At 66.6% G+C, this 24,294-nt stretch carries 27 protein-coding genes; 19 read left to right on the forward strand and 8 right to left on the reverse strand.

Annotated features, from left to right (window positions below):
* The first annotated feature begins 30 nt into the window (after positions 1-30).
* Positions 31-561, forward strand: a complete 531-nt coding sequence (locus IPM49_10890; GenBank protein ID MBK9275029.1) for a hypothetical protein — start codon at positions 31-33, stop codon at positions 559-561.
* Here the strand turns inward: IPM49_10890 and IPM49_10895 are convergent.
* The 5 genes from IPM49_10895 to IPM49_10915 all read right to left on the reverse strand — a co-directional run bounded on the left by IPM49_10895 (position 520) and on the right by IPM49_10915 (position 5,387).
* Positions 520-2,040 (reverse strand): hypothetical protein, encoded by a 1,521-nt coding sequence (locus IPM49_10895; GenBank protein MBK9275030.1) that lies wholly within the window; start codon positions 2,038-2,040, stop codon positions 520-522. The genes IPM49_10890 and IPM49_10895 overlap by 42 nt on opposite strands.
* Positions 2,037-2,525, reverse strand: a complete 489-nt coding sequence (locus IPM49_10900) for a hypothetical protein (GenBank protein MBK9275031.1) — start codon at positions 2,523-2,525, stop codon at positions 2,037-2,039. Before IPM49_10900 ends, IPM49_10895 begins: the two co-directional genes overlap by 4 nt.
* The gene (locus IPM49_10905; GenBank protein MBK9275032.1) at positions 2,509-2,718 is read right to left on the reverse strand and encodes a hypothetical protein; all 210 of its coding nucleotides are present in this window, start codon (positions 2,716-2,718) and stop codon (positions 2,509-2,511) included. Before IPM49_10905 ends, IPM49_10900 begins: the two co-directional genes overlap by 17 nt.
* Before the next feature lie 142 nt (positions 2,719-2,860).
* Positions 2,861-3,157 (reverse strand): nucleotidyltransferase domain-containing protein, encoded by a 297-nt coding sequence (locus IPM49_10910; protein ID MBK9275033.1) that lies wholly within the window; start codon positions 3,155-3,157, stop codon positions 2,861-2,863.
* A 163-nt stretch (positions 3,158-3,320) separates the two neighbouring features.
* Positions 3,321-5,387 (reverse strand): 1-deoxy-D-xylulose-5-phosphate synthase, encoded by a 2,067-nt coding sequence (locus IPM49_10915; protein ID MBK9275034.1) that lies wholly within the window; start codon positions 5,385-5,387, stop codon positions 3,321-3,323.
* Positions 5,388-5,428: 41 nt separating this feature from the next.
* Here IPM49_10915 and IPM49_10920 point away from each other — a divergent pair, with 41 nt between their 5' ends.
* The 15 genes from IPM49_10920 to IPM49_10990 all read left to right on the forward strand — a co-directional run bounded on the left by IPM49_10920 (position 5,429) and on the right by IPM49_10990 (position 18,837).
* The gene (locus IPM49_10920) at positions 5,429-5,794 is read left to right on the forward strand and encodes an NADH-quinone oxidoreductase subunit A (protein MBK9275035.1); all 366 of its coding nucleotides are present in this window, start codon (positions 5,429-5,431) and stop codon (positions 5,792-5,794) included.
* 10 nt (positions 5,795-5,804) lie between these two features.
* Positions 5,805-6,380 (forward strand): NADH-quinone oxidoreductase subunit B, encoded by a 576-nt coding sequence (locus tag IPM49_10925; GenBank protein ID MBK9275036.1) that lies wholly within the window; start codon positions 5,805-5,807, stop codon positions 6,378-6,380.
* A 2-nt stretch (positions 6,381-6,382) separates the two neighbouring features.
* Positions 6,383-6,904: an NADH-quinone oxidoreductase subunit C gene (locus IPM49_10930; GenBank protein MBK9275037.1), complete on the forward strand. Its 522-nt coding sequence runs from the start codon at positions 6,383-6,385 to the stop codon at positions 6,902-6,904.
* Positions 6,901-8,136 (forward strand): NADH-quinone oxidoreductase subunit D, encoded by a 1,236-nt coding sequence (locus IPM49_10935; protein ID MBK9275038.1) that lies wholly within the window; start codon positions 6,901-6,903, stop codon positions 8,134-8,136. Before IPM49_10930 ends, IPM49_10935 begins: the two co-directional genes overlap by 4 nt.
* Positions 8,137-8,185: 49 nt before the next feature.
* Entirely contained in the window at positions 8,186-8,569 is a 384-nt protein-coding gene (locus IPM49_10940; protein MBK9275039.1) for a GxxExxY protein, read from the forward strand.
* Positions 8,570-8,658: 89 nt separating this feature from the next.
* Positions 8,659-9,216 carry an NAD(P)H-dependent oxidoreductase subunit E gene (locus IPM49_10945; protein MBK9275040.1) on the forward strand — a complete coding sequence of 186 codons (558 nt, stop codon included), beginning with the start codon at positions 8,659-8,661 and terminating at the stop codon, positions 9,214-9,216.
* Between the two features lie 95 nt (positions 9,217-9,311).
* Entirely contained in the window at positions 9,312-10,667 is a 1,356-nt protein-coding gene (nuoF, locus tag IPM49_10950; protein MBK9275041.1) for an NADH-quinone oxidoreductase subunit NuoF, read from the forward strand.
* Between the two features lie 3 nt (positions 10,668-10,670).
* Positions 10,671-11,681, forward strand: a complete 1,011-nt coding sequence (locus IPM49_10955) for a (2Fe-2S)-binding protein (protein MBK9275042.1) — start codon at positions 10,671-10,673, stop codon at positions 11,679-11,681.
* On the forward strand, positions 11,678-12,694 hold the full coding sequence (gene nuoH / locus IPM49_10960) for an NADH-quinone oxidoreductase subunit NuoH (protein ID MBK9275043.1): 1,017 nt from the start codon (positions 11,678-11,680) through the stop codon (positions 12,692-12,694). Before IPM49_10955 ends, nuoH begins: the two co-directional genes overlap by 4 nt.
* A 3-nt stretch (positions 12,695-12,697) precedes the next feature.
* Positions 12,698-13,291, forward strand: a complete 594-nt coding sequence (locus IPM49_10965; GenBank protein ID MBK9275044.1) for an NADH-quinone oxidoreductase subunit I — start codon at positions 12,698-12,700, stop codon at positions 13,289-13,291.
* A gap of 13 nt (positions 13,292-13,304) precedes the next feature.
* Positions 13,305-13,811, forward strand: a complete 507-nt coding sequence (locus IPM49_10970) for an NADH-quinone oxidoreductase subunit J (protein ID MBK9275045.1) — start codon at positions 13,305-13,307, stop codon at positions 13,809-13,811.
* Entirely contained in the window at positions 13,808-14,137 is a 330-nt protein-coding gene (gene nuoK, locus IPM49_10975; GenBank protein ID MBK9275046.1) for an NADH-quinone oxidoreductase subunit NuoK, read from the forward strand. The genes IPM49_10970 and nuoK overlap by 4 nt, the downstream gene beginning before the upstream one ends.
* On the forward strand, positions 14,134-16,023 hold the full coding sequence (gene nuoL / locus IPM49_10980) for an NADH-quinone oxidoreductase subunit L (protein MBK9275047.1): 1,890 nt from the start codon (positions 14,134-14,136) through the stop codon (positions 16,021-16,023). Before nuoK ends, nuoL begins: the two co-directional genes overlap by 4 nt.
* Complete coding sequence (locus tag IPM49_10985; protein ID MBK9275048.1) at positions 16,023-17,471, forward strand: NADH-quinone oxidoreductase subunit M; 1,449 nt, start codon at positions 16,023-16,025, stop codon at positions 17,469-17,471. Before nuoL ends, IPM49_10985 begins: the two co-directional genes overlap by 1 nt.
* A 1-nt stretch (position 17,472) precedes the next feature.
* On the forward strand, positions 17,473-18,837 hold the full coding sequence (locus tag IPM49_10990) for an NADH-quinone oxidoreductase subunit N (GenBank protein MBK9275049.1): 1,365 nt from the start codon (positions 17,473-17,475) through the stop codon (positions 18,835-18,837).
* Positions 18,838-18,843: 6 nt separating this feature from the next.
* On the opposite strand, the gene IPM49_10995 is transcribed toward IPM49_10990, so the two are convergent.
* Positions 18,844-20,130 carry an acetyl-CoA hydrolase/transferase family protein gene (locus IPM49_10995; protein MBK9275050.1) on the reverse strand — a complete coding sequence of 429 codons (1,287 nt, stop codon included), beginning with the start codon at positions 20,128-20,130 and terminating at the stop codon, positions 18,844-18,846.
* A 192-nt stretch (positions 20,131-20,322) separates the two neighbouring features.
* On the opposite strand from IPM49_10995, the gene IPM49_11000 reads away from it, so the two are divergent.
* Both IPM49_11000 and IPM49_11005 read left to right on the forward strand, forming a co-directional pair.
* Entirely contained in the window at positions 20,323-21,201 is an 879-nt protein-coding gene (locus tag IPM49_11000; GenBank protein MBK9275051.1) for a pirin family protein, read from the forward strand.
* Between the two features lie 70 nt (positions 21,202-21,271).
* Positions 21,272-21,817 carry a YceI family protein gene (locus IPM49_11005; GenBank protein ID MBK9275052.1) on the forward strand — a complete coding sequence of 182 codons (546 nt, stop codon included), beginning with the start codon at positions 21,272-21,274 and terminating at the stop codon, positions 21,815-21,817.
* 72 nt (positions 21,818-21,889) lie between these two features.
* Here the strand turns inward: IPM49_11005 and IPM49_11010 are convergent, their stop codons facing one another.
* Together IPM49_11010 and IPM49_11015 are read right to left on the reverse strand one after the other, a co-directional pair.
* Positions 21,890-22,216: a type II toxin-antitoxin system RelE/ParE family toxin gene (locus tag IPM49_11010; GenBank protein MBK9275053.1), complete on the reverse strand. Its 327-nt coding sequence runs from the start codon at positions 22,214-22,216 to the stop codon at positions 21,890-21,892.
* Positions 22,206-22,415: a hypothetical protein gene (locus tag IPM49_11015; protein ID MBK9275054.1), complete on the reverse strand. Its 210-nt coding sequence runs from the start codon at positions 22,413-22,415 to the stop codon at positions 22,206-22,208. The genes IPM49_11010 and IPM49_11015 overlap by 11 nt, the downstream gene beginning before the upstream one ends.
* A 193-nt stretch (positions 22,416-22,608) precedes the next feature.
* Here IPM49_11015 and IPM49_11020 point away from each other — a divergent pair, with 193 nt between their 5' ends.
* Complete coding sequence (locus IPM49_11020) at positions 22,609-24,249, forward strand: hypothetical protein (protein ID MBK9275055.1); 1,641 nt, start codon at positions 22,609-22,611, stop codon at positions 24,247-24,249.
* Positions 24,250-24,294 lie beyond the last annotated feature (45 nt).

Genomic DNA, 24,294 nt, shown 5'->3' on the forward strand with positions numbered 1-24,294 from the left:
CGCCTCGGATGGACGCGCTACTTTCACCGCATGCGGTGGTGGATCCTGCTGATCGCGGCTCACATGTCGGTCGCGCTGTGTGCGCAGGAAGCGGCAGCGGACCGGGTGGAACCCGCCACCATCACCATCGGACCGGGGCTGGGACTTGATTTCGGCGGCCTGGGCGTGCAGTTGAGCGGCCGGCCGGTGCCGATGCTGAACCTGCTGCTGGGTGTGGGCTACAACCTGAACGGGGCCGGCATCAACGCCGGGGTGGCCTGGCGCATGCTGCCCCACAAGCGGTTCTGCCCCTACCTGGTGGGGCTCTACGGCTACAACGCGGTGATCGCGATCCGCGGCGACGAGGACAACACGCGGACCTATTATGGGCCAACGGCCGGGGTGGGCCTGGAGATCCATCCCAAGCGCCGCAGCGGGCACCTGCAGCTCGCGGTGTTCCTGCCCTTCCGCTCGGCGGAGTTCCAGGATGACCTGGACCGCGTGAAGGCCGATCCGGTGATCGACCTGCGCACCGAACCCCTACCGATCGCCTTCTCCCTGGGCTACCACTTCGGGCTGTGAGCCGGGCAGGGACAGGCGGCGGGCGGTGAGCCCATGTGGCGTGGCCTGCAGCAGCAGGGCCCGCGAAGCGCCCAGGTCGCGGAGCACCTGCATGGCGTCGGCCTCATCGGCCACCGGCCGGGTGTTGCGCCGGGCGTACCACTGCAACTGGGGCTCGGAAGGGACCCCCTGCAGGAGCACCACCTCCTCCGGCCGCGCGAGGTGGGCGATCACACGGCCCTGCTCCATCGCCATCGCGTACGGAGCGCCGGTGGCCCGGCCATCGCCGGGGCGGTTGAGCCGGGAGTAGGCGAGAACGCCCAACAGCGCCGTGGCGGCCAGTGGCCAGATGGCCCGTATCCGGTGTTGTTCGGCAAGGCCCAGCAGCCCCCACGCCGCGGCCGTGCACAGCACGAAGCCGAGCTTGAGCAGCGCGAACTCGTGGATGGCGTAGCGCGTGAACACCAGCAGGTAGAGCAGGCCCGGAAGCCCGGTGAGCAGCAGCACAGTGCGCAGGGGCCGCCACTGCGGACGGGTCAGGAAGACCGCGCCACCGAGGAGCAGCAGCAACGGCCCCCAGGCGGTGATCGCGTTGCGGCCCATGTGCTCCAGCCCCTGCCCCACCGTGGCCGAGGCCTCCCCGGGCATCACTCCGCGCTCCGCGTAGCGGTGGAGGTAGTAGGCCCACAGGTCCTCCGCCCCCACCACGGAGGCGTACAGCCCCAGACAGAGCCCGGTGACCAGGGCCGCGATGAGCACCAGGGCCAGCGCGGCGCGCATCCATACGGCCGCACCCTCCCGCTTCCACCGCACGAGCAGCAGGCCGGCCATCACGGGCACCACGAAGGCCGCCACCCATTCGGTGGCCGCCAGGGTGGCGCCAGCCGCCAGCAGCGGCAGGATGTGTCGACCGGAGGGCCGGTCGGCGCGCCACAGCCCCGCGAAGGCATAAAGGCAGCAGGCCCAGGGCAGCTGCGCGGCCATGTCGCTCATGTACACGTTGCCGTGGTACCACAGGGGCGCCGGCATCAGCAGGTAGAGGGTGGCGGCCGAAATGCCCAGCGCCCAGCGCCGCGGATCCGGTGCCCACATGCGCGCCAGGAAGGCCATGAGCAGCCAGGCGGTGAGGGCGTGCAGCGCGAGGTTGAAGGCCTGCAGGGCCAGGGGGGACGGCGTGGTGCCGGTGAACGCGAACACCGCCGCCGGGGCCCAGTAGGCCAGCGGCAGGTGCGATAGGTAGTAGTAGATGCCGTCCTGTTCCGTGAGCGCGTAGTGCAGACCGATCACCCCGCGATCGCCCGGGTTCGGCCAGGTGACGGCGGGGCAGCCCTGGTGCTTCAGGAAACCGTCCTGCCGCCACACCTCCTGGACGATGAGCACGAGCGCCGTGCAGAACTCGTGGTTCTTGCTCAGCGGGCGGTCCAACTGCGGAAGGCGCACCAGCACGCTGAGGAGGACGGCGGCCAGGAAGGCGGGAAGCACCCAGCGTGGGGCCTTCATGCGGGCGGGGCGGGGTCGGTCGGTGCCGCACGCCGGCGGAGCTCCAGCACGTCCAGCAGGTCCTTGGGGCGCCCGCTCTTCACCTTGCTGGCGATCAGGTCGTCGAGGGCCAGGACGTGGTAGCGGGCGACCGGAACACCGGCGATCTCGCCGAACACGCAGCGTTCCCACGCCTCACCGAAGCTGCAACCGGGGTTGAACCGGGTGATCAGCTCGATCTCCTGCTCGGGGGAGATCTTGATGGTGATGTTCTGCTCGGCATCCAGCACCTTCACCGGCAGTTCCTCCACGCCGTAGCCAAGGGTGTGGAGGACCTTGAGCAGGATGTCGAAGTTCGCCTTGGACGGTTCGATCCACAGGTCCACGTCGGCCGAGTGGCGCTTGTAGCCGTGGTGGTTCACGGCAGCCCCGCCGACCAGGATGATCCGCAGGCCGAGGGCGTGGGCCTGGGCCAGGAAGGCGTTCACCTCAGCCTCGAACTTCATGCGAGCGCTTCCGGATGATGAAGTTCCCCTTGGCCTCTCCTCGCTCGTGCTCAGCGGGCGGGTTCCGCTCGATGTCGCGCAGGAAAAGCACCAGACGCTCCCACGGCGTCAGGGCCATGAACTCCCGTTCGCGCCGGGCGTTGCTTTCCTCCTTGGTCTCGAAGCGGATCTCGGGTCTGCCGGGGACGGCCATGGACCCGAAGTTACACGCTCGCCCGCACGCCCTTCTCCCCCAGCATCACCTTCACCGCCGCGATGAGGGCCTTGTCGTCGAAGCCGAACTCGGCATGGAGCTCGGGTGGATGTGTGGCCTGGTTCGGCCGGCGGGTCCGAGCTCAGGTCGGGATCAGCACCCGCTGTTGCTCCACCAAGGCCCGGAAGCCCGGGTTGGTGGTCTTCAGGTCGATCACGTCCACGGCCATGGGCAGATCGCTTTCCGCCAGGTCGTCGCGCAACAAGGCGAGGGTCCGCGGATCGATGGGGGAATCCCCTTCCAAGGCCAGATCGAGGTCGCTGAACGGCCGCGCAGTATCCTTTACCCGCGAACCGAAAGCCCAGGCCTTTGCGTTTGGCACGTGCGCGCTCAGGATGCTGCGCAGCGATCGCAGATGTTGCGGTTCAAGATCAAGCATGTCGCTGCTTCAATTCGGCCAGCAGGTGCCGGGCATCCTCGTTGACCTCCTGTGCATGCAACATCACTGCTGAACCGCATCCTACGAAGGCCAACAGCACATGCAGTTGCAGTCTACCCGAACAACCTGACCTGTATTTCCAGGAGCAGGCCATCACCTAGGGTTACGCGCTCACCCGCACCCCCTTCCGCACGCCCTTCTCCCCCACCATCTCCTTCACCGCCGCGATGAGCGCCTTGTCGTCGAAGCCGCATTCGGCGTAGAGCTCGGGCTGGGTGCCGTGCTCGATCCAGCGGTCGGGGATGCCCAGCCGCTTCACGTGGGCGTGGTAGCCGTGGTCGGCCATGAACTCCAGCACGGCACTGCCCATGCCGCCCTGGATGGCGTGGTCCTCGATGGTGACCACCTGCTTGAACTTGGCGAAGACCTCGTGCAGCAACAGCTCGTCCAGCGGCTTCACGAAGCGCATGTCGTAATGGGCCACGCTATAGCCTTCGGCTTCAAGCGCATCGATGCCCTTGGCGGCGATGTTGCCGATGTGGCCGATGGAGAGCACGGCGATGTCGGTCCCGGAACGCAGCTTCCGCCCGGTGCCCACCTTGATGGCCTTGAAGGGCGTCTTCCACTCGGTCATCACCCCCTCGCCGCGCGGGTAGCGGATGCTGAAGGGGCCCTGGTCTGGCAGCTGGGCGGTGTACATCAGGTCGCGCAGCTCCTCCTCGTTCATCGGGGCGCTCACCACCATGTTGGGGATGCAGCGGAAATAGGCCAGGTCGAAGTTGCCGTGGTGCGTGGGGCCGTCGGCACCCGCCAGACCGCCGCGATCCAGGCAGAACACCACGTTGAGCTTCTGGAGCGCCACATCGTGCACCACCTGGTCGTAGGCGCGCTGCATGAAGGAACTGTAGATGTTGCAGAAGGGCACCATCCCCTGTGTGGCCATGCCGGCGCTGAAGGTGACCGCATGCTGCTCGGCGATGCCCACGTCGAAGGCGCGGTCGGGCATGGCCTTCATCATGATGTTGAGCGAGCAGCCCGTGGGCATGGCGGGCGTCACGCCCACGATCCTCGGGTTCTTTTCGGCCAGCTCCACGATTGTGTGGCCGAAGACATCCTGGTACTTGGGCGGCTGGGGGCTCTTGGGCACCACCTTGATGATCTCGCCGGTCTCCTTGTTGAAGAGCCCGGGCGCGTGCCACACGGTGGCGTTGCCGGCCTCGGCGGGCGCGTAGCCCTTGCCCTTCACGGTGATGGTGTGCAGGATCTTGGGGCCGGGGATGTCCTTCAGGTCGCGCATCACCTTCACCAGCCGCTCCACATCGTGGCCGTCCACCGGGCCGAAGTAGCGGAAGTTGAGGCTCTCGAACAGGTTGCTCTGCTTGAGCAGGGCGCTCTTCACGGCGTTCTCCACCTTCTGCACGATGGCCTGGGCGTTGGGCCCGAACTTGCTGATGCGGCCCAGCAGGTTCCACACCTCGTCCTTCACCTTGTTGTAGGTGTGGCTGGTGGCGATGTCGGTGAGGTACTCCTTGAGCGCACCGACGTTGGGGTCGATGCTCATGCAATTGTCGTTGAGCACCACGAGCATGTCGGTGCCGGCGCCGCCCGCATGGTTCAGCGCCTCGAAGGCCTGGCCGGCGGTCATGGCGCCGTCGCCGATCACGGCCACCACCTGGCGGTCCTGCTCGCCCTTGAGCCTGCTGGCCACGGCCATGCCCAGCGCACCACCGATGCTGGTGCTGCTGTGGCCCACGCCGAAGGTGTCGTACGGGCTCTCGCTGCGCTTGGGGAAGCCGCTGAGGCCCTTGTGGATGCGGTTGGTGTGGAACACCTTGCGCCGGCCGGTGAGGATCTTGTGTCCGTAGGCCTGGTGCCCCACGTCCCACACCAGCTGGTCGTAGGGCGTGTTGAACACGTAGTGCAGGGCCACGGTGAGCTCCACCACGCCCAGGCTGGCGCCGAAGTGGCCGCCCTTGACGCTCACCACGTCGATGATGAATCGGCGCAGCTCATCGCACACCTGCTCCAGCTGGGGCTCGGACAGGGTGCGCAGGTCGGCCGGGAGCTCGATGCGCTCGAGCAGGGGGTAGGTGCCGGGGGGCTGTTCCACGCGGTGGGGGCGATGGGTGAACAACAAAGGTAGCGGAAGGGCTGTTCGCGGGCCGGACCATGAACGGCATGGTGTGGGCGATCGGTATGCGCGGGGATGCGGGTGCGTGCACCGCTCCATACATTAGCGCCCGCTCGACGGAACCCTCCGGCGCCCCACGGATGTCGAACCCCCAGGATTACCTGCCCATCGCGCTGCAGACCCTCATCGCGGTCGGCTTCGTGGTCACCACCCTGCTGCTCACCGGCAAGATCGGCCCCAAGCGGGCCGGCAAGCACAAGGAGGAGAACTTCGAGTGCGGCATCGAGCAGTACGGCAACGCGCGCAGCCCGTTCTCGGTGAAGTACTTCCTGATCGCCATCCTGTTCGTGCTGTTCGACGTGGAGATCATCTTCCTCTACCCGTGGGCGGTGAACTTCAAGGACCTGGGGATCGTTGGCTTCGTGGAGATGGTCCTCTTCATCTTCTTTGTGGTCGCCGGCCTGTTCTACGTGATCCGCAAAGGGGCCCTGGAGTGGGACCGTTGAACCTGGAACCATGAAGCAGGACGCCCTCACCCCCCGCCCCACCCTCGGCAAGCCCACCATCGTGCCCTCGCCCGAGGGCCATTCCGGCCCGGGGTTCATGACGGTCTCCCTGGAGAAGGCCGTGGGCCTGGCGCGCAAGAACAGCATCTGGCCGCTGCCCTTCGCCACCAGCTGCTGCGGCATCGAGTTCATGGCCACCATGGGCGCCAACTACGACCTGGCGCGGTTCGGCATGGAGCGGCTCAGCTTCAGCCCGCGGCAGAGCGACCTGCTGATGGTGATGGGCACCATCGCCAAGAAGATGGCCCCGATCCTGCGCGACGTGTACACGCAGATGGCCGAGCCCAAGTGGGTGCTGAGCGTGGGCGCCTGCGCCAGCAGCGGCGGCATCTTCGACACCTACAGCGTGCTGCAGGGCATCGACCGGGTGATCCCGGTGGACGTGTACGTGCCCGGCTGCCCCCCGCGCCCCGAACAGATCATCGACGGCATCCTGAAGATCCAGGAGCTGGTGGGCCAGGAAGGCATGCGCCGCCGCTACAGCAAGGAGTACGAGGAACTGTTGAAGAAGTACAAGATCGATTGAGCGTGCCCGCCTTCACGATACAGGCCGAACGGGATCAGCTGGTGGTGGACCGGCTGCGGGCCGCCTTCCCCGATGGGATCGTGGCCGATGAGCAGTTCCACGACATGCGCTGCATCACCGTGCGCAAGGATGTGCTGCATCCGGCGCTGCGGTTGCTGCGCGACGAGCTGGACTTCAACTTCCTCACCACCCTGTGCGGCATACACCACCCGGGGGGCGAGGGCGGTGAGGAGCGCCTGGGCCTGGTGGTGCACCTCAACAGCTTCCGCAACCGGCACCGCATCCGCCTGAAGGCCTACACGACGATGAAGGACCCGGTGTTCCCCACCTTCACCGACCTGTGGCCCACCACCAACTGGATGGAGCGCGAGACCTGGGACTTCTTCGGCATCCACTTCACCGGCCACCCCAACCTGAAGCGAATCCTCAACATGGAGGACTTCCCGGCCTTCCCGCTGCGCAAGGACTACCCGCTGGAGGACCCCACGCGCGAGGACAAGGACAACACCATGTTCGGCCGATGAGCACCCCGATGCGCCCCGACCACTGGCAGCACGACCTGGTGAAGGCCGGCGAGCACAAGGAGCTCAACGTCCTGAACCTGGGCCCCACCCACCCCGCCACGCACGGCATCTTCCAGAACGTGCTGACGATGGACGGGGAGTACATCCAGAGCGCCGAACAGACCATCGGCTACATCCACCGCGCCTTCGAGAAGCTGGCCGAGCGCCGGCCCTTCTACCAGATCCCCACCATCACCGACCGGCTCAACTACTGCAGCTCGCCCATCAACAACATGGGCTGGCACATGACGGTGGAGAAGCTGCTGGGGATCCAGACGCCCGAACGGGTGGACTACCTGCGCATCATCGCCATGGAGCTGGCGCGGATCGCCGACCACATCATCTGCAACGCGGTGATCGGGGTGGACACCGGGGCGCTGACGGGCTTCACGTACATCTTCCAGGACCGCGAGCTCATCTACGACATCTACGAGGAGATCTGCGGGGCGCGGCTCACCACCAACATGGGCCGCATCGGCGGTTTCGAGCGCGACTTCAGCGAGGCCGCCTGGCGCAAGATCCGGCACTTCCTGGATCACTTTCCCAAGAAGCTCAAGGAGTTCGAGAGCCTGCTGGTGCGCAACCGCATCTTCATGGACCGCACCATCGGCTGCGGGGCGTTCCCGCTGGAGCGCGCCCTGGCCTACGGCTTCACCGGGCCCAACCTGCGGGCCTGCGGGCTGGACCACGACGTGCGGGTGATGGACCCGTACTGCAGCTACGAGAAGTTCGACTTCACCATCCCCATCGGCACCGGCGGCGACACGTACGACCGCTTCATGGTGCGCCAGCGCGAGATGTGGGAGAGCCTCTCCATCATCCGCCAGGCCGTGGACAAGCTGGACCGGATGTCCGACAAGACCACCTACAAGGCGGACGTGCCCGAGTGGGTGCTGCCGCCCAAGGAGGCCGTGTACAACGAGATGGAGGCCCTCATCTATCACTTCAAGATCGTGATGGGCGAGAGCGCGGTGCCGGTGGGCGAGGTGTACCACTGCGTGGAGGGCGGCAACGGCGAGCTGGGTTTCTACCTGGTGAGCGACGGCGGGCGCACCCCCTTCCGTCTGCACTTCCGCCGCCCCTGCTTCATCTACTACCAGGCCTTCCCCGAGATGGTGAAGGGCATCATGTTGAGCGACGCGATCCTCACCATGAGCAGCATGAACGTGATCGCGGGCGAACTGGACGCATAGGCCCATGCACCGCAACGACGCAGCGGTCGCAACGGAACCGCAACGGACCGTGGAGGAGAACGATCTCGCTACCCGGGTGCTCGACGCGGCGTTCAAGGTCCATCGCGCATTGGGCCCCGGCCTCCTGGAAAGCGCATACGTGCATTGCCTGCTCCATGAACTGAGGATGACCGGGCTGTCGATCCTTCATCAGCATCCGCTGCCCTTGCGTTACGGCGATGTACAGTTGGATGCGGGCTATCGGTTGGACCTGTGGGTGGAGAACAGGCTGGTCGTCGAGGTGAAAGCGGTCGAAGAGCTTCATCCGATCCACACGGCCCAGCTGCTCACCTACCTGAAGCTCACGGGCAACCGGCTCGGATTGCTGATCAACTTCAACGAGAGCCTGCTCAGGGACGGTGTCCGCAGGATCGCCAATGGAATGCCTCAATGAAGCTGCGTTCGTCGTTGCGTCCGCTGCGCCGCTGCGGTGAAAGAACGGGCTCTTCCGGCTGGACCTCGAACGTTTATTTTGTCGCCTAGATGTCGGTCCGCCTCACGCCAGTCACCACCACCGAAGGGGTCGCTCCCTTCACCTTCAGCGAGCACGCGCTGGCCGAGTGCCGCGCCATCATGGCCCGCTACCCCGAGGGCCGCACCAAGAGCGCGCTGATCCCCATCCTGCACATCGCGCAGGCCGGCAACGACGGCTGGCTCAGCGTGCCCGCGATGGACGCGGTGGCCGTCCTGCTGGGCATACAACCCATCGAGGTGTACGAGGTGGCCAGCTTCTACAGCATGTTCAACCTGCGGCCGGTGGGCCGGCACGTGCTGGAGATCTGCCGCACCACCCCGTGCATGCTGCGCGGCGGGGATGCGCTCATCGCCCACGCGGAAAAGAAGCTCGGCATCCATGTGGGGGAGACCACCCGGGACGGGCTCTTCACCCTGAAGGCCGTGGAATGCCTGGGCAGCTGCGGCACGGCACCGATGCTGCAGTGCGGCGCCACCTACCATGAGGACCTCACCCCGGAGGCGTTCGACGCGCTGATCGAGCGGCTGCAGGGAGCCTACACGCGGAGTAATTACACGGACCGATGAACATGCAGTGGCGAGTAGCGAGTGGTGAGTGGCGCGCCTGCCTTGGGCAGCTGCCACTCGTCACTCGCTGCTCATCACTCGCTACTCGATAACCCATGGGCCGCAAGCTGCTGCTTGAACACGAGAACGTCCCGGGCATCCAGGGGCTGGAGGTGTACCGCGCCAAGGGCGGCTACCGCAGTGTGGAGAAGGCGCTGCGCACCATGAGCCCCGAGGCCGTGGTGGAGGAGGTGAAGAAGAGCGGCCTGCGCGGCCGCGGCGGCGCGGGCTTCCCCACGGGCATGAAGTGGAGCTTCCTGGCCAAGCCGCCCGGCGTGCCCCGCTACCTGGTGGTGAACGCTGACGAGAGCGAGCCCGGCACCTTCAAGGACCGCTACCTCATGGAGCGGATCCCGCACCTCCTCATCGAGGGCATGATCACCTCGAGCTTCGCGCTCGGGGCCAACCTCGCCTTCATCTACATCCGTGGCGAGTACTTCTACGTCAGCCGCATCCTGGAGCGGGCCATCGACGAGGCACGCGCCGCCGGATGGCTCGGCCGCAACATCCTGGGCACGGGCTACGACCTGGAGATCCACGTGCAGGTGGGCGCCGGCGCCTACATCTGCGGGGAGGAGACGGCGCTGTTGGAGAGCCTGGAGGGCAAGCGGGGCAACCCGCGCATCAAGCCGCCCTTCCCGGCGGTGAAGGGGCTTTACGAGTGCCCCACGGTGGTGAACAACGTGGAGACCATCGCGGCGGTGGTGCCCATCGTGAACGACGGCGGCGAGGAGTACGCCAAGATCGGCGTGGGCCGCAGCACGGGCACCAAGCTCATCAGCGCCGGCGGCAACATCAGGCGGCCCGGCGTGTACGAGATCGAGCTCGGCGTCAGCTGCGACGAGTTCATCAACAGCGACCAGTGGTGCGGCGGGGTGGACGGCCGGGCCTTCAAGGCGGTGGTGCCGGGCGGCAGCAGCGTGCCCATCGTGCCCTACGAGCTCTTCCTGCGCACGGCCGCCGGGGAGCCGCGCCTGATGACCTATGAGAGCCTGAGCGACGGAGGCTTCGCCACCGGCACCATGCTGGGCTCGGGCGGCTTCTACGCCTACAACGACGCCCAGTGCATCGTGCGCAGCACCTGGAACCACACCCGCTTCTACCGCCACGAGAGCTGCGGCCAGTGCAGCCCCTGCCGCGAGGGCACCGGGTGGATGGAGAAGGTGCTGCACCGCATCGAGCATGGCGAGGGCCGCATGGAGGACATCGACCTGCTGTGGGACATCCAGCGGCGGATCGAGGGCAACACCATCTGTCCGCTGGGCGATGCCGCGGCTTGGCCCGTGGCCAGCGCCATCCGCCACTTCCGCGACGAGTTCGAGTTCCACGTCCGCCACCCGCAGAAGGTGAAGGACCCGCGCCACTTCGAGAAGGAGCCGTTCGTGCGCAAACCCAAGCCCGCAACGGTCTGAGCCATGCCGAAGGTCACCATCGACACCATCGAGATCGAGGTCCCCGAGGGTACCACGATCCTGCAGGCCGCCCGCATGATCGGCGAGCGCGACACCGCGCATCGCCACGTGGTGCCGCCCACGATGTGCTACTACAGCAAGCTGAAGACCAGCGGCGGCTATTGCCGCACCTGCATCGTGAAGGTGACCAAGGGCAGCGACAAGGACCCGCGCCCCATGCCCAAGCCGGTGGCCAGCTGCCGCACGGCCGTGATGGACGGCATGGTGGTGGAGAACACCACCAACCCCGAGCTGCTCGACGCGCGCAAGGGCGTCACCGAGTTCCTGCTGATCAACCACCCGCTGGACTGCCCCATCTGCGACCAGGCGGGGGAGTGCCACCTGCAGGACCTGGGCTATGAGCACGGGCTCAGCAAGAGCCGCTACCAGTTCGAGCGCCGCACCTTCGAGCCCATCGACATCGGCGACACCATCAAGCTGCACATGAACCGCTGCATCCTGTGCTACCGGTGCGTGAAGGTGGCCGAGCAGCTCACCGACGGCCGGGTGCACGGGGTGATCAACCGCGGCGACGTGGCCGAGATCAGCACCTACATCCAGGAGGCGGTGGACAACGACTTCAGCGGCAACATGATCGATGTGTGCCCCGTGGGCGCGCTCACGGACCGCACCTTCCGCTTCGCCAGCCGGGTGTGGTACACCAAGCCGATGGACGCGCACCGCAAATGCCCCACCTGCAGCGGCAAGGCCGTGCTGTGGATGAAGGGCAACGAGGTGCTGCGCGTCACGGGCCGCAAGGACCAGTGGGGCGAGGTGGAGGAGTTCATCTGCAACGCCTGCCGCTTCGACCACAAGGACGTGAAGCACTGGACCGTGGAGGGCCCGCGCACCGTGGACCGCCACAGCGTGATCGGCGCCAACCACTACGAGCTGCAGCTCAAGCAGAAGCTCCTCACCAAGGCCGCCCCGGACAGCACCCCGGTGGGCCGGCCGCAAGAACTCCCCGGCGCATGATCCCCACCGTGATCTTCCTGGTGGCGCTGCTGCTGGTCACCCTCGGGGTGGCCGCCTACGCCACCTACGCCGAGCGCAAGGTGGCCGCCTTCATGCAGGACCGCATCGGACCCGACCGTGCGGGCCCCTTCGGCCTGCTGCAGCCCATCGCTGACGGGGTGAAGATGATCATGAAGGAGGACTTCATGCCGGCCTCGGCCAACCGCTGGCTCTTCTTCCTGGGCCCGGCCATCGCCATGACCACCGCGCTGCTCACCGGCGTGGTGATCCCCTGGGGCGGCACGCTGGACCTGGGCGGCACGGCCTTCAAGCTGCAGGTGGCCGATCCGGACATCGGCATCCTCTACGTGTTCGCCATGGTGAGCATCGGGGTGTACGGCATCATGCTCGGCGGCTGGGCCAGCAACAACAAGTACGCGCTGTACGGCGCCATCCGCGCCGCCAGCCAGATGGTGAGCTACGAGCTCACCATGGGCATGAGCATCGTGGCCCTGGTGATCCTCACCGGCAGCCTCAGCCTCAACGACATCGTGGAGCAGCAGCGGGCCGGGCTGTGGAACATCGTGTACCAGCCGCTGGGCTTCCTGCTGTTCGTGATCTGCGCCTTCGCCGAGTGCAACCGCGCCCCCTTCGACCTGCCGGAGTGCGAGACCGAGCTGGTGGGCGGCTACCACACGGAATACAGCTCCATGAAGCTGGGTTTCTACCTCTTCGCCGAGTACGTCAACATGTTCATCAGCAGCGCGGTGATCAGCACCCTGTTCTTCGGCGGCTACGACGTGCCCTTCCTGGACGGGCTGGGGCTGCCGCAGAACGTGACGGTGATCCTGGGCACGGTGGCGCTCTTCCTGAAGATCACCTTCTTCATCTTCCTGTTCATGTGGGTGCGGTGGACACTGCCGCGCTTCCGCTACGACCAGCTGATGGACCTGGGCTGGAAGAGCCTGATCCCCCTGGCGATCCTCAACGTGCTGCTCACCGGCGTGGGCTACTACCTGAAGAACGGCATCTGAGCCATGGCGACCCCGATCACCCAGCCGCTGACCAAGCGCTCCCAGGTGGTGAGCGAGAAGCGGATGACCCTGATGGAGCGGATCTACCTGCCGGCCATCGTCAAGGGCATGGGCATCACGCTCAAGCACTTCTTCCGCCTGCGGAAGGCCACGGTGAAATACCCCGAGCAGCTGCGGCCCATGAGCCCGGTGTACCGCGGCATGCACGTGCTGAAGCGGGACGAGCAGGGCCGCGAGCGCTGCACCGCCTGCGGCCTGTGCGCGGTGGCCTGCCCGGCGGAGGCCATCACCATGGTGGCCGCCGAGCGGAAAAATGGCGAGGAGAAGCTGTACCGCGAGGAGAAGTACGCGGCGGTGTACGAGATCAACATGCTGCGCTGCATCTTCTGCGGCGACTGCGAGGACGCCTGCCCCAAGGAGGCCATCTTCCTCACGGACCGCCTGGTACCCACGGACTACACGCGCGGCACCTTCGTGTACGGCAAGCAATGGCTGGTGGAGCCGCTGGACCCCGCCCTGCGCGTGGATGTGAGCAAGCGGCAGCCGAAGGCGGTGGCCGAATTCAAGAAAGACCGCAACTTCGCGCACAATCGTTGAGGCGCACGCCGGCATGCTCACGCTCTTCTACCTCTTCGCGGCGATCTCGGTGCTGAGCGCCCTGGTGGTGGTGGCCGCCCGCAGCCCGGTCAACAGCGTGATCGCGCTCATCGTCTGCTTCCTCAGCATCGCCGGCCACTACATCCTGCTGAACGCGCAGTTCCTGGCCGTGGTGCACATCATCGTGTACACCGGCGCCATCATGGTGCTGTTCCTCTTCGTCATCATGCTGCTCAACCTGAACAAGGCCACCGAACCGCAGAAGTCCCTCGCCACCCGCGTGGCGGCGGTGGTGACGGGCGGCCTGGTGCTGCTCACCCTGCTGGCGGCCGTGCGCCACGGCATCAGTGTGGAGCCCGCGAACGGGTTCGACATCGGCACCGGCCTGGTGCGCAGCGTGGGCCGCAGCCTCTTCAATGAATTCCTCCTGCCCTTCGAGGTCAGCAGCGTGCTCTTCCTCAGCGCCATGGTGGGCGCGGTGATGCTGGGGCGGAGGGAGAAGAACCCGCAGGCCGCATGAACGAGGTGGTGAGCGCGATCCGGCTGGTGCCCCTGGAGCATTATGTGATGCTCAGCTTCGCGCTGTTCAGCATCGGCCTCACCGGCGTGCTGTTCCGGCGCAACACCATCATCATCCTCATGTGCCTGGAGCTGATGTTCAACAGCGTGAACCTGCTGCTGACGGCCTTCAGCGCGCACCACAGCGACCCAGGCGGACAGGTGTTCGTCTTCTTCATCATGCTGGTCGCGGCGGCGGAGGTCACCGTAGGCCTGGCCGTGCTGGTGATGATGAAGCGGAACGTGGACAGCGTGGACATCGACCAACTCAACCGCCTGCGATGGTGAGCGCCCAGCTGCTGGCCCCCCTGGTGCCCGCCCTGCCGCTGGCGGGTGCGGTGCTGATCGCCGCGCTGCGCCGCCGCCTGAGCGGCCACACCGCAGGGATGCTGGCCACCGCGCTCATCGGCGGCTCCTTCCTGTGCAGCGTGCTGCTCTTCCTGGGCTTCGACCCGGCCGGCGGCGCGCAGGTGGCCCACCTCTTCGACTGGATCCGGGTGGCCGACATGCGCATCGGCCTCGCCTTCCAGGTGGACGCCCTGAGCCTGACCATGATGCTGATCGTGACGGGCGTGGGCACGCTGATCCACCTCTACAGCATCGGCTACATGCACGACGATCCGCGGCAGAGCACCTTCTTCGCCCTGCTGAACCTGTTCACCTTCGCCATGCTGCTGCTGGTGATGGGGGCCAACTACGCGGTCACCTTCATCGGCTGGGAGGGCGTGGGCCTGTGCAGCTACCTGCTGATCGGCTTCTGGTACACCAACCCCGCCTACAACTACGCCGCGCGCAAGGCCTTCGTGATGAACCGCATCGGCGACGTGGGCTTCGTGCTCGGCCTGGCGCTGGTGTTCCAGGTGTTCGGCACGCTGGACTACACCGCAGTGATGGAGCGGGCGGACGGCTTCGCCACGGGCGCCCCGGCGATCACGGCCATCACCCTGCTGCTCTTCGTGGGCGCCATCGGCAAGAGCGCCCAGCTGCCGCTGTTCACCTGGCTGCCGGACGCGATGGCGGGCCCCACGCCCGTGAGCGCGCTGATCCACGCCGCCACCATGGTCACGGCCGGCATCTTCCTGCTGGTGCGCAGCAGCGCGTTGTTCGTGCTGGCGCCGCTCACGCAGGACGTGGTGCTGGTCACCGGCCTGGTGACCGCCCTCTGCGCCGCCACCATCGGGGTGTTCCAGAACGACATCAAGAAGGTGCTCGCCTACTCCACCGTGAGCCAGCTGGGCTACATGTTCGTGGCACTGGGCCTGGGGGCCTTCAGTGCGGGCCTCTTCCATGTCACCACGCACGCCTTCTTCAAGGCGCTGCTCTTCCTGGGCGCCGGCAGCGTGATCCACGCGCTGGGGGGTGAGCAGGACATCCGGCGGATGGGCGGCCTGCGTAGCAGCACACCCGCCACCTACCGCACCTTCCTGGTGGGCACGCTGGCCATCGCGGGCATCTTCCCCCTCAGCGGCTTCTTCAGCAAGGACGCCATCCTGGCCCATGCCTACCAGTACAGCCCCTGGATCTATGCGCTGCTGGTGGCGGGCGCGGTGCTCACCACCTACTACATGTTCCGCCTGCTCTTCCTGGTCTTCTTCGGCAGCTACCGGGGCCAGGCCCATCCGCACGAGAGCCCTGCGGTGATGACCGCGCCCCTGTGGGTGCTGGCCGTGCTGAGCGTGGTGGGAGGCGCGCTGAACCTGCCGCACGTCTTCGGCGGGCAAGAGCCGATGAAGCACTTCCTGGCCACCGCCGCGTCCGGCGTGGGCCTTGAGCAGCTGCACCTGAGCGCTCTGCTGGAGTGGTCGCTCATGGGCTTCAGCACGGCGGTGGTGCTGCTCACCATCTGGATCGCCTACGGCCGCTTCGCGAAAAAGGCCACCCTGGACCCCGAGGCCGACGCCCTGCCCGTGCCCCAGCGCTGGGCCGCGCGCAAGTGGTACCTGGACGAGCTGTACGAGCGCCTGTTCGAGAAGCCTTACGGCTGGCTGAGCACCAACCTCTCCGCCCTGCTCGAGCAGCGGGTGATGCAGCCATTGATGGTGGGCGTGGGCACCACCACCGAACGCCTGGGCGACCTGCTGCGGCGCGCGCAGACCGGCAACATGAGCACCTACCTGTTCGCCATGGTGGCGGGCCTCCTGATCTTCCTGTTCCTCACCCTCAACGGCCTGTGATGCTGCTCGCCGCGCTGCTGCTGCTCCCCTTCGCCACCGCCACCCTGCTGCTGGTGGCGCGCCCCGAAGCGCAGGCGCGCCTGCTGGCCATGGCCAGCACGCTGGTGACGGCCGTGGTGGTGCTGCTCCTGTGGGCGGGCTACGCCGGCTCCGCCATCACCGTGGTGGACCGCGACTGGGTGCCCGCGATCGGCCTGCGGCTGGTGCTGGGCTACGATGGCATCGCCCTGCTGATGCTGGTGCTCACCGGCCTCATCTTCCCCTTCATCATCGGGGCGGGCTTCAAGCAGCAGCACGACCGCCCCGCCACGGTGAACGCCCTGCTGCTCTACGCACAGAGCTTCCTCTTCGGGGTGTTCGCCGCGCAGAACGCCTTCCTCTTCTACATCTTCTACGAGCTGGCGCTGGTGCCTGTGTTCTTCCTGCTGCTCTTCTGGGGCGGTGAGCAGCGCCGGGCCGTCACGATGCGCTTCTTCATCTACACCCTGCTGGGCGGCCTCAGCCTGCTGTTCGGCCTGGCGTGGTGCGTGCTGCAGACGCCGGCGCCGTACAGCGCCGACTTCACGGCCCTGCACGCGCTGCGACTGGGGAGCGAGGTGCAGGTGTGGCTCTTCTGGGCGCTCTTCCTGGCCTTCGCCATCAAGCTGCCCATCTTCCCCTTCCACAGCTGGCAGCCGGACACCTACACGGTGGCACCGCTGCAGGGCACCATGGTGTTGGGCGGCGTGATGCTGAAGATGGGCCTGTACGGGATCCTGCGCTTCGTGATGCCGATCGTCCCCGAGGGCGTGGTGTTCTGGCGCGACCTGGTGATCGGGCTCAGCCTGGCGGGCGCCCTGTACGCCGGGGCCATCGCCTTCCGCCAGCGCGACCTGAAGCGGTTGGTGGCCTGGAGCTCCCTGAGCCACGTGGGCCTGCTGTGCGCCGGGCTCTTCGCCTTGAACAGCTACGGGGTGAGCGGTGCGTTCTACCAGGCCTTCGCCCATGCGGTGCTGCTGGTGGGCCTGCTGTACCTGGTGGGCGCCATCCACGCCCGCACCGGCACCCACGACCTGGGCGCCATGGGCGGCCTCAAGCTCCGCACCCCGCGCCTGGCCGCGCTCTTCCTGCTGGTGCTGGTGAACGCCGTGGCCCTGCCCCTCACCCAGAGCTTCGTGGGCGAGTGGCTCATGTTCAACGGCCTCTGGCAGCACAACGGCTGGATGGCCTTCGCGGCCGCCTGCACCATCGTGCTGGGCGCCATCTACATGCTGTGGGCCTACCAGCGCGTGATGCTGGGCCCCGACAGCGGGGGCCCCGCCGTGGCGGACGCCGACCAGGACGACCACCTCTACCTGGTGCCGCTCATCGCGATCAGCCTGTTCCTGGGCGTATACCCGGGCCCGGTGCTGGACCTGCTGGAGGCCCCCGTGCAACTGATGCTCAACACCCTCACCGCCCTGAACTGAGATGAGCGCGCTGATCCTGACCTCGGTGCTGGGCGTGCTGCTGCTCTACCTCGGCGTGTTCGGCAACAAGCGGCTGCTGGCCCCGGTGGCCGTGCTGGGCCTGCTGGGCGCCATCGCCCTGATGGCCTCCGGCTGGTACATGGACGTCGCCTTCTTCGCGGACATGGTGCGCTTCGACGGCACGGCCACGGCCTTCAACATGGGCCTCACCGGCCTCACCATCCTCCTCTTCCTCTTCGGCGTGGACTACTACGCCCGGATGGAGCGTGATGTGGCGGAGCACTATGCTTTGATGGTCTTCTCGCTCGTGGGCGCCTACCTGCTCACGAGCTACACCAACCTGCTGGTGCTCTTCCTGGGCATCGAGGTGCTCAGCATCCCGCTCTACATCCTGGCCGGCGGCAAGAAGACCAGCTACCGGAGCGGCGAGGCCAGCTTCAAGTACTTCCTGCTGGGCTCCTTCGCCACGGCGCTTTTCCTGATGGGCATCGCGCTGGTGTACGGCGTCAGCGCCAGTTTCGACCTGGGTCGTGTGCAGGAGGTGGCCGAGGCGCAGGGCAGCGCACCCTCGCCGCTTTTCCTGATGGGCCTGTTCTTCATCGCCATCGGCCTCTCGTTCAAGGTGGCGGCCGTGCCCTTCCACTTCTGGAGCCCCGACGTGTACGAGGGCGCCCCCACGCTGGTCACCGCCTTCATGGCCACGGTGGTGAAGATGGCCGCCTTCGCCGGCTTCTTCCGCCTGGTGCACCTCACCGGCCTGCCGCCCGCGCTGGCCAACACCCTGCTGGCGATGACCGTGCTGACCCTCTTCGTGGGCAACATCGTGGCGCTGCGGCAGACCAACTTCAAGCGCCTGATGGCCTACAGCAGCGTGGCGCACACGGGCTTCCTGCTGCTGGTGGTGCTGGGCAATGCGGCTTCCGGCATCAGCACCCTGTTCTACTACACCCTCACCTACGGCCTGGCCACCGTGGGCCTGTTCGTGGTGATGGTGCTGGTGAAGCGCGCGGCCAACGGCAGCGAGGAGGTGCGCAGCTTCCGCGGACTGTACCAGGCGAAGCCCTGGCTGGCCATCACCGCGCTGCTGCTGCTGCTGAGCCTGGCGGGCATCCCGCTCACCGCCGGCTTCGTGGCCAAGTACCAGGTGTTCCTGCTCGCCCTGCAGGCGGGCTTCCTCAAGACCACCGTGTTCGCCGTGGCCATGGCCTTGGTGGGCATCTACTACTACTTCGTGGTGGTGCGCGAGGCCTTCACCGCGGATGAGCAGCCGCTCGATGTGCAGGTGACCCCGCTCAACGGCCTGGTGGTGGTGCTGTGCGGCATCGCCGTGGTGGCCCTGGGGGTGTGGCCGGTGGTGTTGCCCTAGGGGCGATCAGGTCCTGGGGCGCTGAAACCGCTCCCGGTACGCCTTCTCCAACCCCTCCCGGTGCTCCGGCGCCGCGATGCCGATCAGGGCCCGGGCGCGCTGCTGCAGGTTCTTGCCGTAGAGGTAGGCCACACCGTGCTCGGTGACCACGTAGTGCACGTGGGCCCGGGTGGTGACCACGCCGGCGCCTTGCTTCAGGAAGGGCACGATCTTGCTGGCACCCGTGCCGGTGGTGCTGCACAGGGCGATGATGGGCTTGCCGCCCTCGCTCAGGGCCGCCCCGCGCATGAAGTCCATCTGCCCGCCCACACCGCTGAACTGGTAGGTGCCGATGCTGTCCGCGCACACCTGGCCGGTGAGGTCCACCTCGATGGCGCTGTTGACGGCCACCACCTTGGGGTTCTCGCGGATCACCTTGCCATCGTTGACGTACTGCGCGTCGAGGAAGGCGAAGAAGGGGTTGTCGTCCACCAGGTCGTAGAGGCGGCGGGTGCCGAAAGCGAAGGCGGTGGCCACCTTGCCGCGGTGCTTCTTCTTGTACTTGTTGGTGACCACGCCGTTGCGCACCAGGTCGATGATGCCGTTGGAGCACATCTCGGTGTGGATGCCGAGGTCCTTGTGGCCGCCCAATGCGCCCAGGATGGCGTCGGGGATGGCGCCGATGCCGAGTTGCAGGGTGCTGCCATCCTCCACCATGGCGCTCACCAGCTCGGCCACGCGGCGCTCCTTGGGCCCGATCTGCGCGGCGTAGTCCACCTCGGGCAGCGGGTCGTTCACCTCCACCAGCGCGGCGAAGCGGCTGATGTGCACATGGCCGTCGCCGAGGGTGCGGGGCATGTTCGGGTTCACCTGCGCGATCACGGTGCGGGCGTTGCGCACGGCGCTGCGGGCCACGTCGACGCTCACGCCCAGGGAGCAGAAGCCATGGCGGTCGGGCGGTGACACATGCACCAGGGCCACGTCGAGCGGAAGGATGCCCTTCTCGAACAGGCGGGGGATCTCGCTGAGGAAGACCGGGATGTAGTCGCCGTAGGGGCCGTCCACCATGCCCCGCATGTTGGCGCTGACGAACAAGGCGTTCAGGTTGAACGGGCCCTGCACCTCGGGCCGGTCGAAGCCGAGGTCGCCGAAGGTGCTGATGGCGGTGAGCTCCACGTCATGGAGCTCGGTGTGGCGGTCGAGCAGGGCATGCACCAGGCGCACCGGGGTGGCGGCGCTGCCGTGGATGAAGACGCGGTCGCCGCTGTGTACCAGACGCACGGCCTCGGCGGCGGACATCCAAGGGAGGGACATGCCGCAAAGGTCGGGGTGCGCAGTGGTCCGCGGGCCGGATGATGGTCCGAGGGGTCTCCACGGTCGCTCGCGGTTCCAAGGGTGGGGGTTCCCCTGGCCCTCTATTTATTTTCCATGGAATATATTTGCAGGCGAAATGAACGAAGCCCTCTGGACCGCTGTTCCAGGATCGGGACCGAACACGACAGCACCATGGACCGCAAGGACTTCCTCCGCAAGAGCCTCCTGGGTACCGGCATGTTGGTGGGCGGCAGCGCGGCCGCCAGCCTCATGCAGAACGACATCGACGAACTGCGCCCGCTGGACCCGGTCGGCTTCGACCACCTTCCGCCCACCCCCCCTGAACGCATGGCCAACATGATCCTTCACCGCGCCAGCGAGCGCGGCACCGCCGACCACGGCTGGCTGAAGGCCAACTTCAGCTTCAGCTTCGCGAACTGGTACGACCCCACCCGCATGCACTTCGGTGTGCTGCGCGTGATGAACGACGACATCATCGCGGCGGGCAAGGGCTTCGGCACGCACCCGCACGACAACATGGAGATCATCACGATCCCCCTGAAGGGCGCGCTGCAGCACAAGGACAGCATGGGCAACACCAGCATCATCAACGCCGGCGATGTGCAGGTGATGAGCGCCGGCACGGGCATCCTGCACAGCGAGTTCAACCCCTATGCGGACCGGGATGCGAACACACTGCAGATCTGGCTCTTCCCCAAGAAGCGCCAGGTGACACCGCGCTACCAGCAGTTGACGCTGGACCCCAAGGACCGCGTGAACAACTGGCAGCAGGTGCTAAGCCCCAACCCCGATGATGCCGGTGTGTGGATCCACCAGGATGCCTGGTTCCACATCGGCAACTGGGATGCGGGCCGGAAGACCACCTACGCGGTGAAGCGCACTGGCAACGGCGTGTACGCCTTCGTGATCGAGGGCAGCGCCACCATCGAAGGCCAGCCCCTGGGCAAGCGCGATGCCCTGGGTGTGTGGGACACCGACACCCTGCACATCGAGGCGGGCCCCAACGGCGCGGAGATCCTCCTGCAGGATGTGCCGATGCAACTCTCGTGATCCCTACCGAACAGATCGTACGGGCGGATCATGATCCGCCCTCAACAAACATTGAAACACAACGAAAACCATGGAAACAGCGACCGCCACCACCACCAAGTGGGCCATCGACCCCAGCCACAGCGAGATCCAATTCAAGGTGAAGCACCTGATGATCTCCACCGTCACGGGAAGCTTCAAGGAGTTCGGCGCCGAAGTGGAGCTCGAAGGCGATGACCTCAACAACGCCCAGGTACGCTTCTGGGCGAACACCGACAGCATCTTCACCAACGACGAGAAGCGCGATGGCCACCTGCGCAGCGGCGACTTCTTCGAGAGCGGGAAGTACCCCAAGCTGAGCTTCACGAGCACCCGCATCGAAGGCAGCGGCAGCACCTGGAAGATGACCGGCGACCTCACCATCAAGGATGTGACCAGGCCGGTGACGCTGGACGTGGAGTGGAGCGGCGTGGCCAAGGACCCCTGGGGCAACACCAAGGCCGGCCTGAACCTGAGCGGAAAGCTCGACCGCAAGGAGTTCGGCCTCACCTGGAACGCAGCGCTGGAGGCCGGCGGCGTGCTGGTGAGCGACGAGGTGCGCATCCTGGCCGAAGTGCAACTGGCCAAGCTGGGTTAAGCCCGGACGATCACGATCCGGTGAAAGGCCTGCTCCGGAAGGGGTGGGCCTTTCATTTCGGCATGTCGCCGATCAGGGTATCTCCGTGAGCAACTCCTTGATCTCTCTGTCCGAAAGCGTTGAGCGTTCCCCCTTGTGATATATGCTGAACAGGTAGACGACCTTATCGACCACTTGTACATAGGTCATCACACGGGCGCCACCGGACTTGCCTTTGCCCAATGAGGTTATCGACAGCCTGATCTTGTAGATATCGCCACCCAGCGAGGTGCCAGTGGTGGGTTCTTCCGCGAGTTTCGCGAAGAGCTTCTTGAGGTCGGCTCCCAACGACGGCCACTTCTTGGCCAGGCGTTTAGCCTCACGATCGAAGTTGGGCGTAGTGCGAACGCTATAGCTCATCGAGAAGCTCGCGGGCGGGGCGTCCTTCCAGCTTTCCAGCCTTGATGCGCCTCACTTCCTCGGCACCTTTTCGAATGTTGGTTCGAACCACCTCGTCATCATCACCCAAGTCCTCCACCTTCACGAAGTCGAGCGCGCGGATCAACTCCAGGAAGAAGTTGAGCTTGCTTTCCTTGACCTTGAGGGTGATCTGTTTCATGGATGAGAACTGGTTCTGCCGAAGACCAAAGATAACAGGCCAGTGGTGCGACTGACCGACGAGGTGCGCATCCTGGCCGAAGTGCAACTGGCCAAGCTGGGTTAAGCCCGGACGATCACGATCCGGTGAAAGGCCTGGTCCGGAAGGGGTGGGCCTTTCGCATGGAAGAGCCGTACGGTTCGCATCTTGCAGCATGGCCACCCCGCTGACCACCACGGACGTCCTCGACCTGCGTCGCACACTTCCCCGGGCGACCGGGGAGGAACGGCGCAGCCTGCTGCAGGCCGCCTTGGAACGCCCGATCCGCTCCCCCAAAGCCCTGAAGGAATGGCATGACCTGCTCCTCTTCCTGCTGGCCCATCCGGCCGATGTGGACGAGCACCGCATGGTGGCCACGGCCCTTGCGAAGGTGGGCGGGCAGGGTCCGATCAGCGCGCAGCTGGTGAACAGCGGGCTCGCCGGTGCGCCGACCCAAGGGATCTACAGCCTCTCCCTGGTGCGCTGGATGCTGGCACGGTGGGCCGCACACATGCGGCTCGTCTCCGTGGAACAGGAGCTGGACGACCTGCGCGAGACCCTCCGCCCCCTGCTGCCCCAAGCCGAGCAGGAATCCGTGGACATGCCTGCCGCCGACGGCCCCGACCTGCTGACCGTGCTCTTCGGCCCTGATCCGCGCCGTCAGCTCCGTGCCCTGGTGAGCACCCTGGACGGGCTGCCCGCGACCGAAGCGCTGCGCGAGTCGCTGTGGGCACGGATGATGATCACCGTGGCCGTGGAGGGTGCGCCCGGCCTGGACCTGACCACCGCGCGGGCACCATCGGCCCCGCCGTTCTGCCATCCGCAGGGGTTGAGCAAAGGCGTGGACCTGCAGGCGGAGCTGGCGCGCGCGGTGCCTCCGCCCGTGCGGCTCACACACGCGCAGCAGCAGGGCCTCATCGATACCGCCAGGATCGTGCTGGCCGTGCAGGAACGCGAGACCGACCCGGTGACCTGGGCCGGCGCGGTGGAGCTCTTCGACCTGGGCCGGGGCCTGCGCATCGCGCTCTTCCACCTCGATGTGCCGCACCGCCTGCCCTTCGACAGCTACGTGGGCTTCATGGCCTTTCGCAATGGGGTGCCGCTCGCCTATGGTGGGGCGTGGATCTTCCCCGGCCGCAGCAAGGTGGGCATCAACGTGTTCCCCGCCCTGCGCGGCGGCGAGAGCGCGTGGTTCTTCGCCCAGTTGCTGCGGCTGTACCATCAGCGCTTCGGCGTGGCCTGCTTCGAGGCGGAGAACTACCAGCTGGGGCATGGCAACGCCGATGGCCTCAGGAGCGGCGCCTACTGGTTCTACTACCGGCTGGGCTTCCGGCCGATGACCGCCTCGTTGCGGCGCGTGGCGGAACGCGAGTTCAGGAAGCTCGCATCGCGCAAGGGCCATCCGGTGCCACTGAAGCTGCTCAAGGCGCTGGTGGCCGAGGGCCTCGAACTTCCGGTGGGTGCGCAGGACGGGCCCGTGCTCGACACCGCCTCCCTGTCAGCGGCCCTGCCAGCACATGTGGCCGACCACCATGGCGGCGACCGGGTGCTGGCCATGCGGCGGGCGCTGGAACGGCTGTGCCGGTGCCTGCCGGTGGGCGATCGGAAGGAATGGACACCCGACGAGCGCGCCGCCCTATACCTCGTGGCGCTGCCCTTGGACCTGATCCACGACCTGGAGGACTGGAGCGCCGCGGAACGGAAGGCGTTGGTGGCGCTGATCAAGGCCAAGGGCGAAGCCACGGAAACGCGCCTTCAGCGCCTGTTGCAGCGGCATGCCCGCCTCCGCGCCGCCTGGGCGAAGGTGGCCCGGTGACCGATGTCACTGCTCCCGGGGCGCCCCCGTGCCCAGCTTGGTGGT

The sequence above is a fragment of the Flavobacteriales bacterium genome, from assembly GCA_016715895.1.
Taxonomy (GTDB): Bacteria; Bacteroidota; Bacteroidia; order Flavobacteriales_F; family PHOS-HE28; genus PHOS-HE28.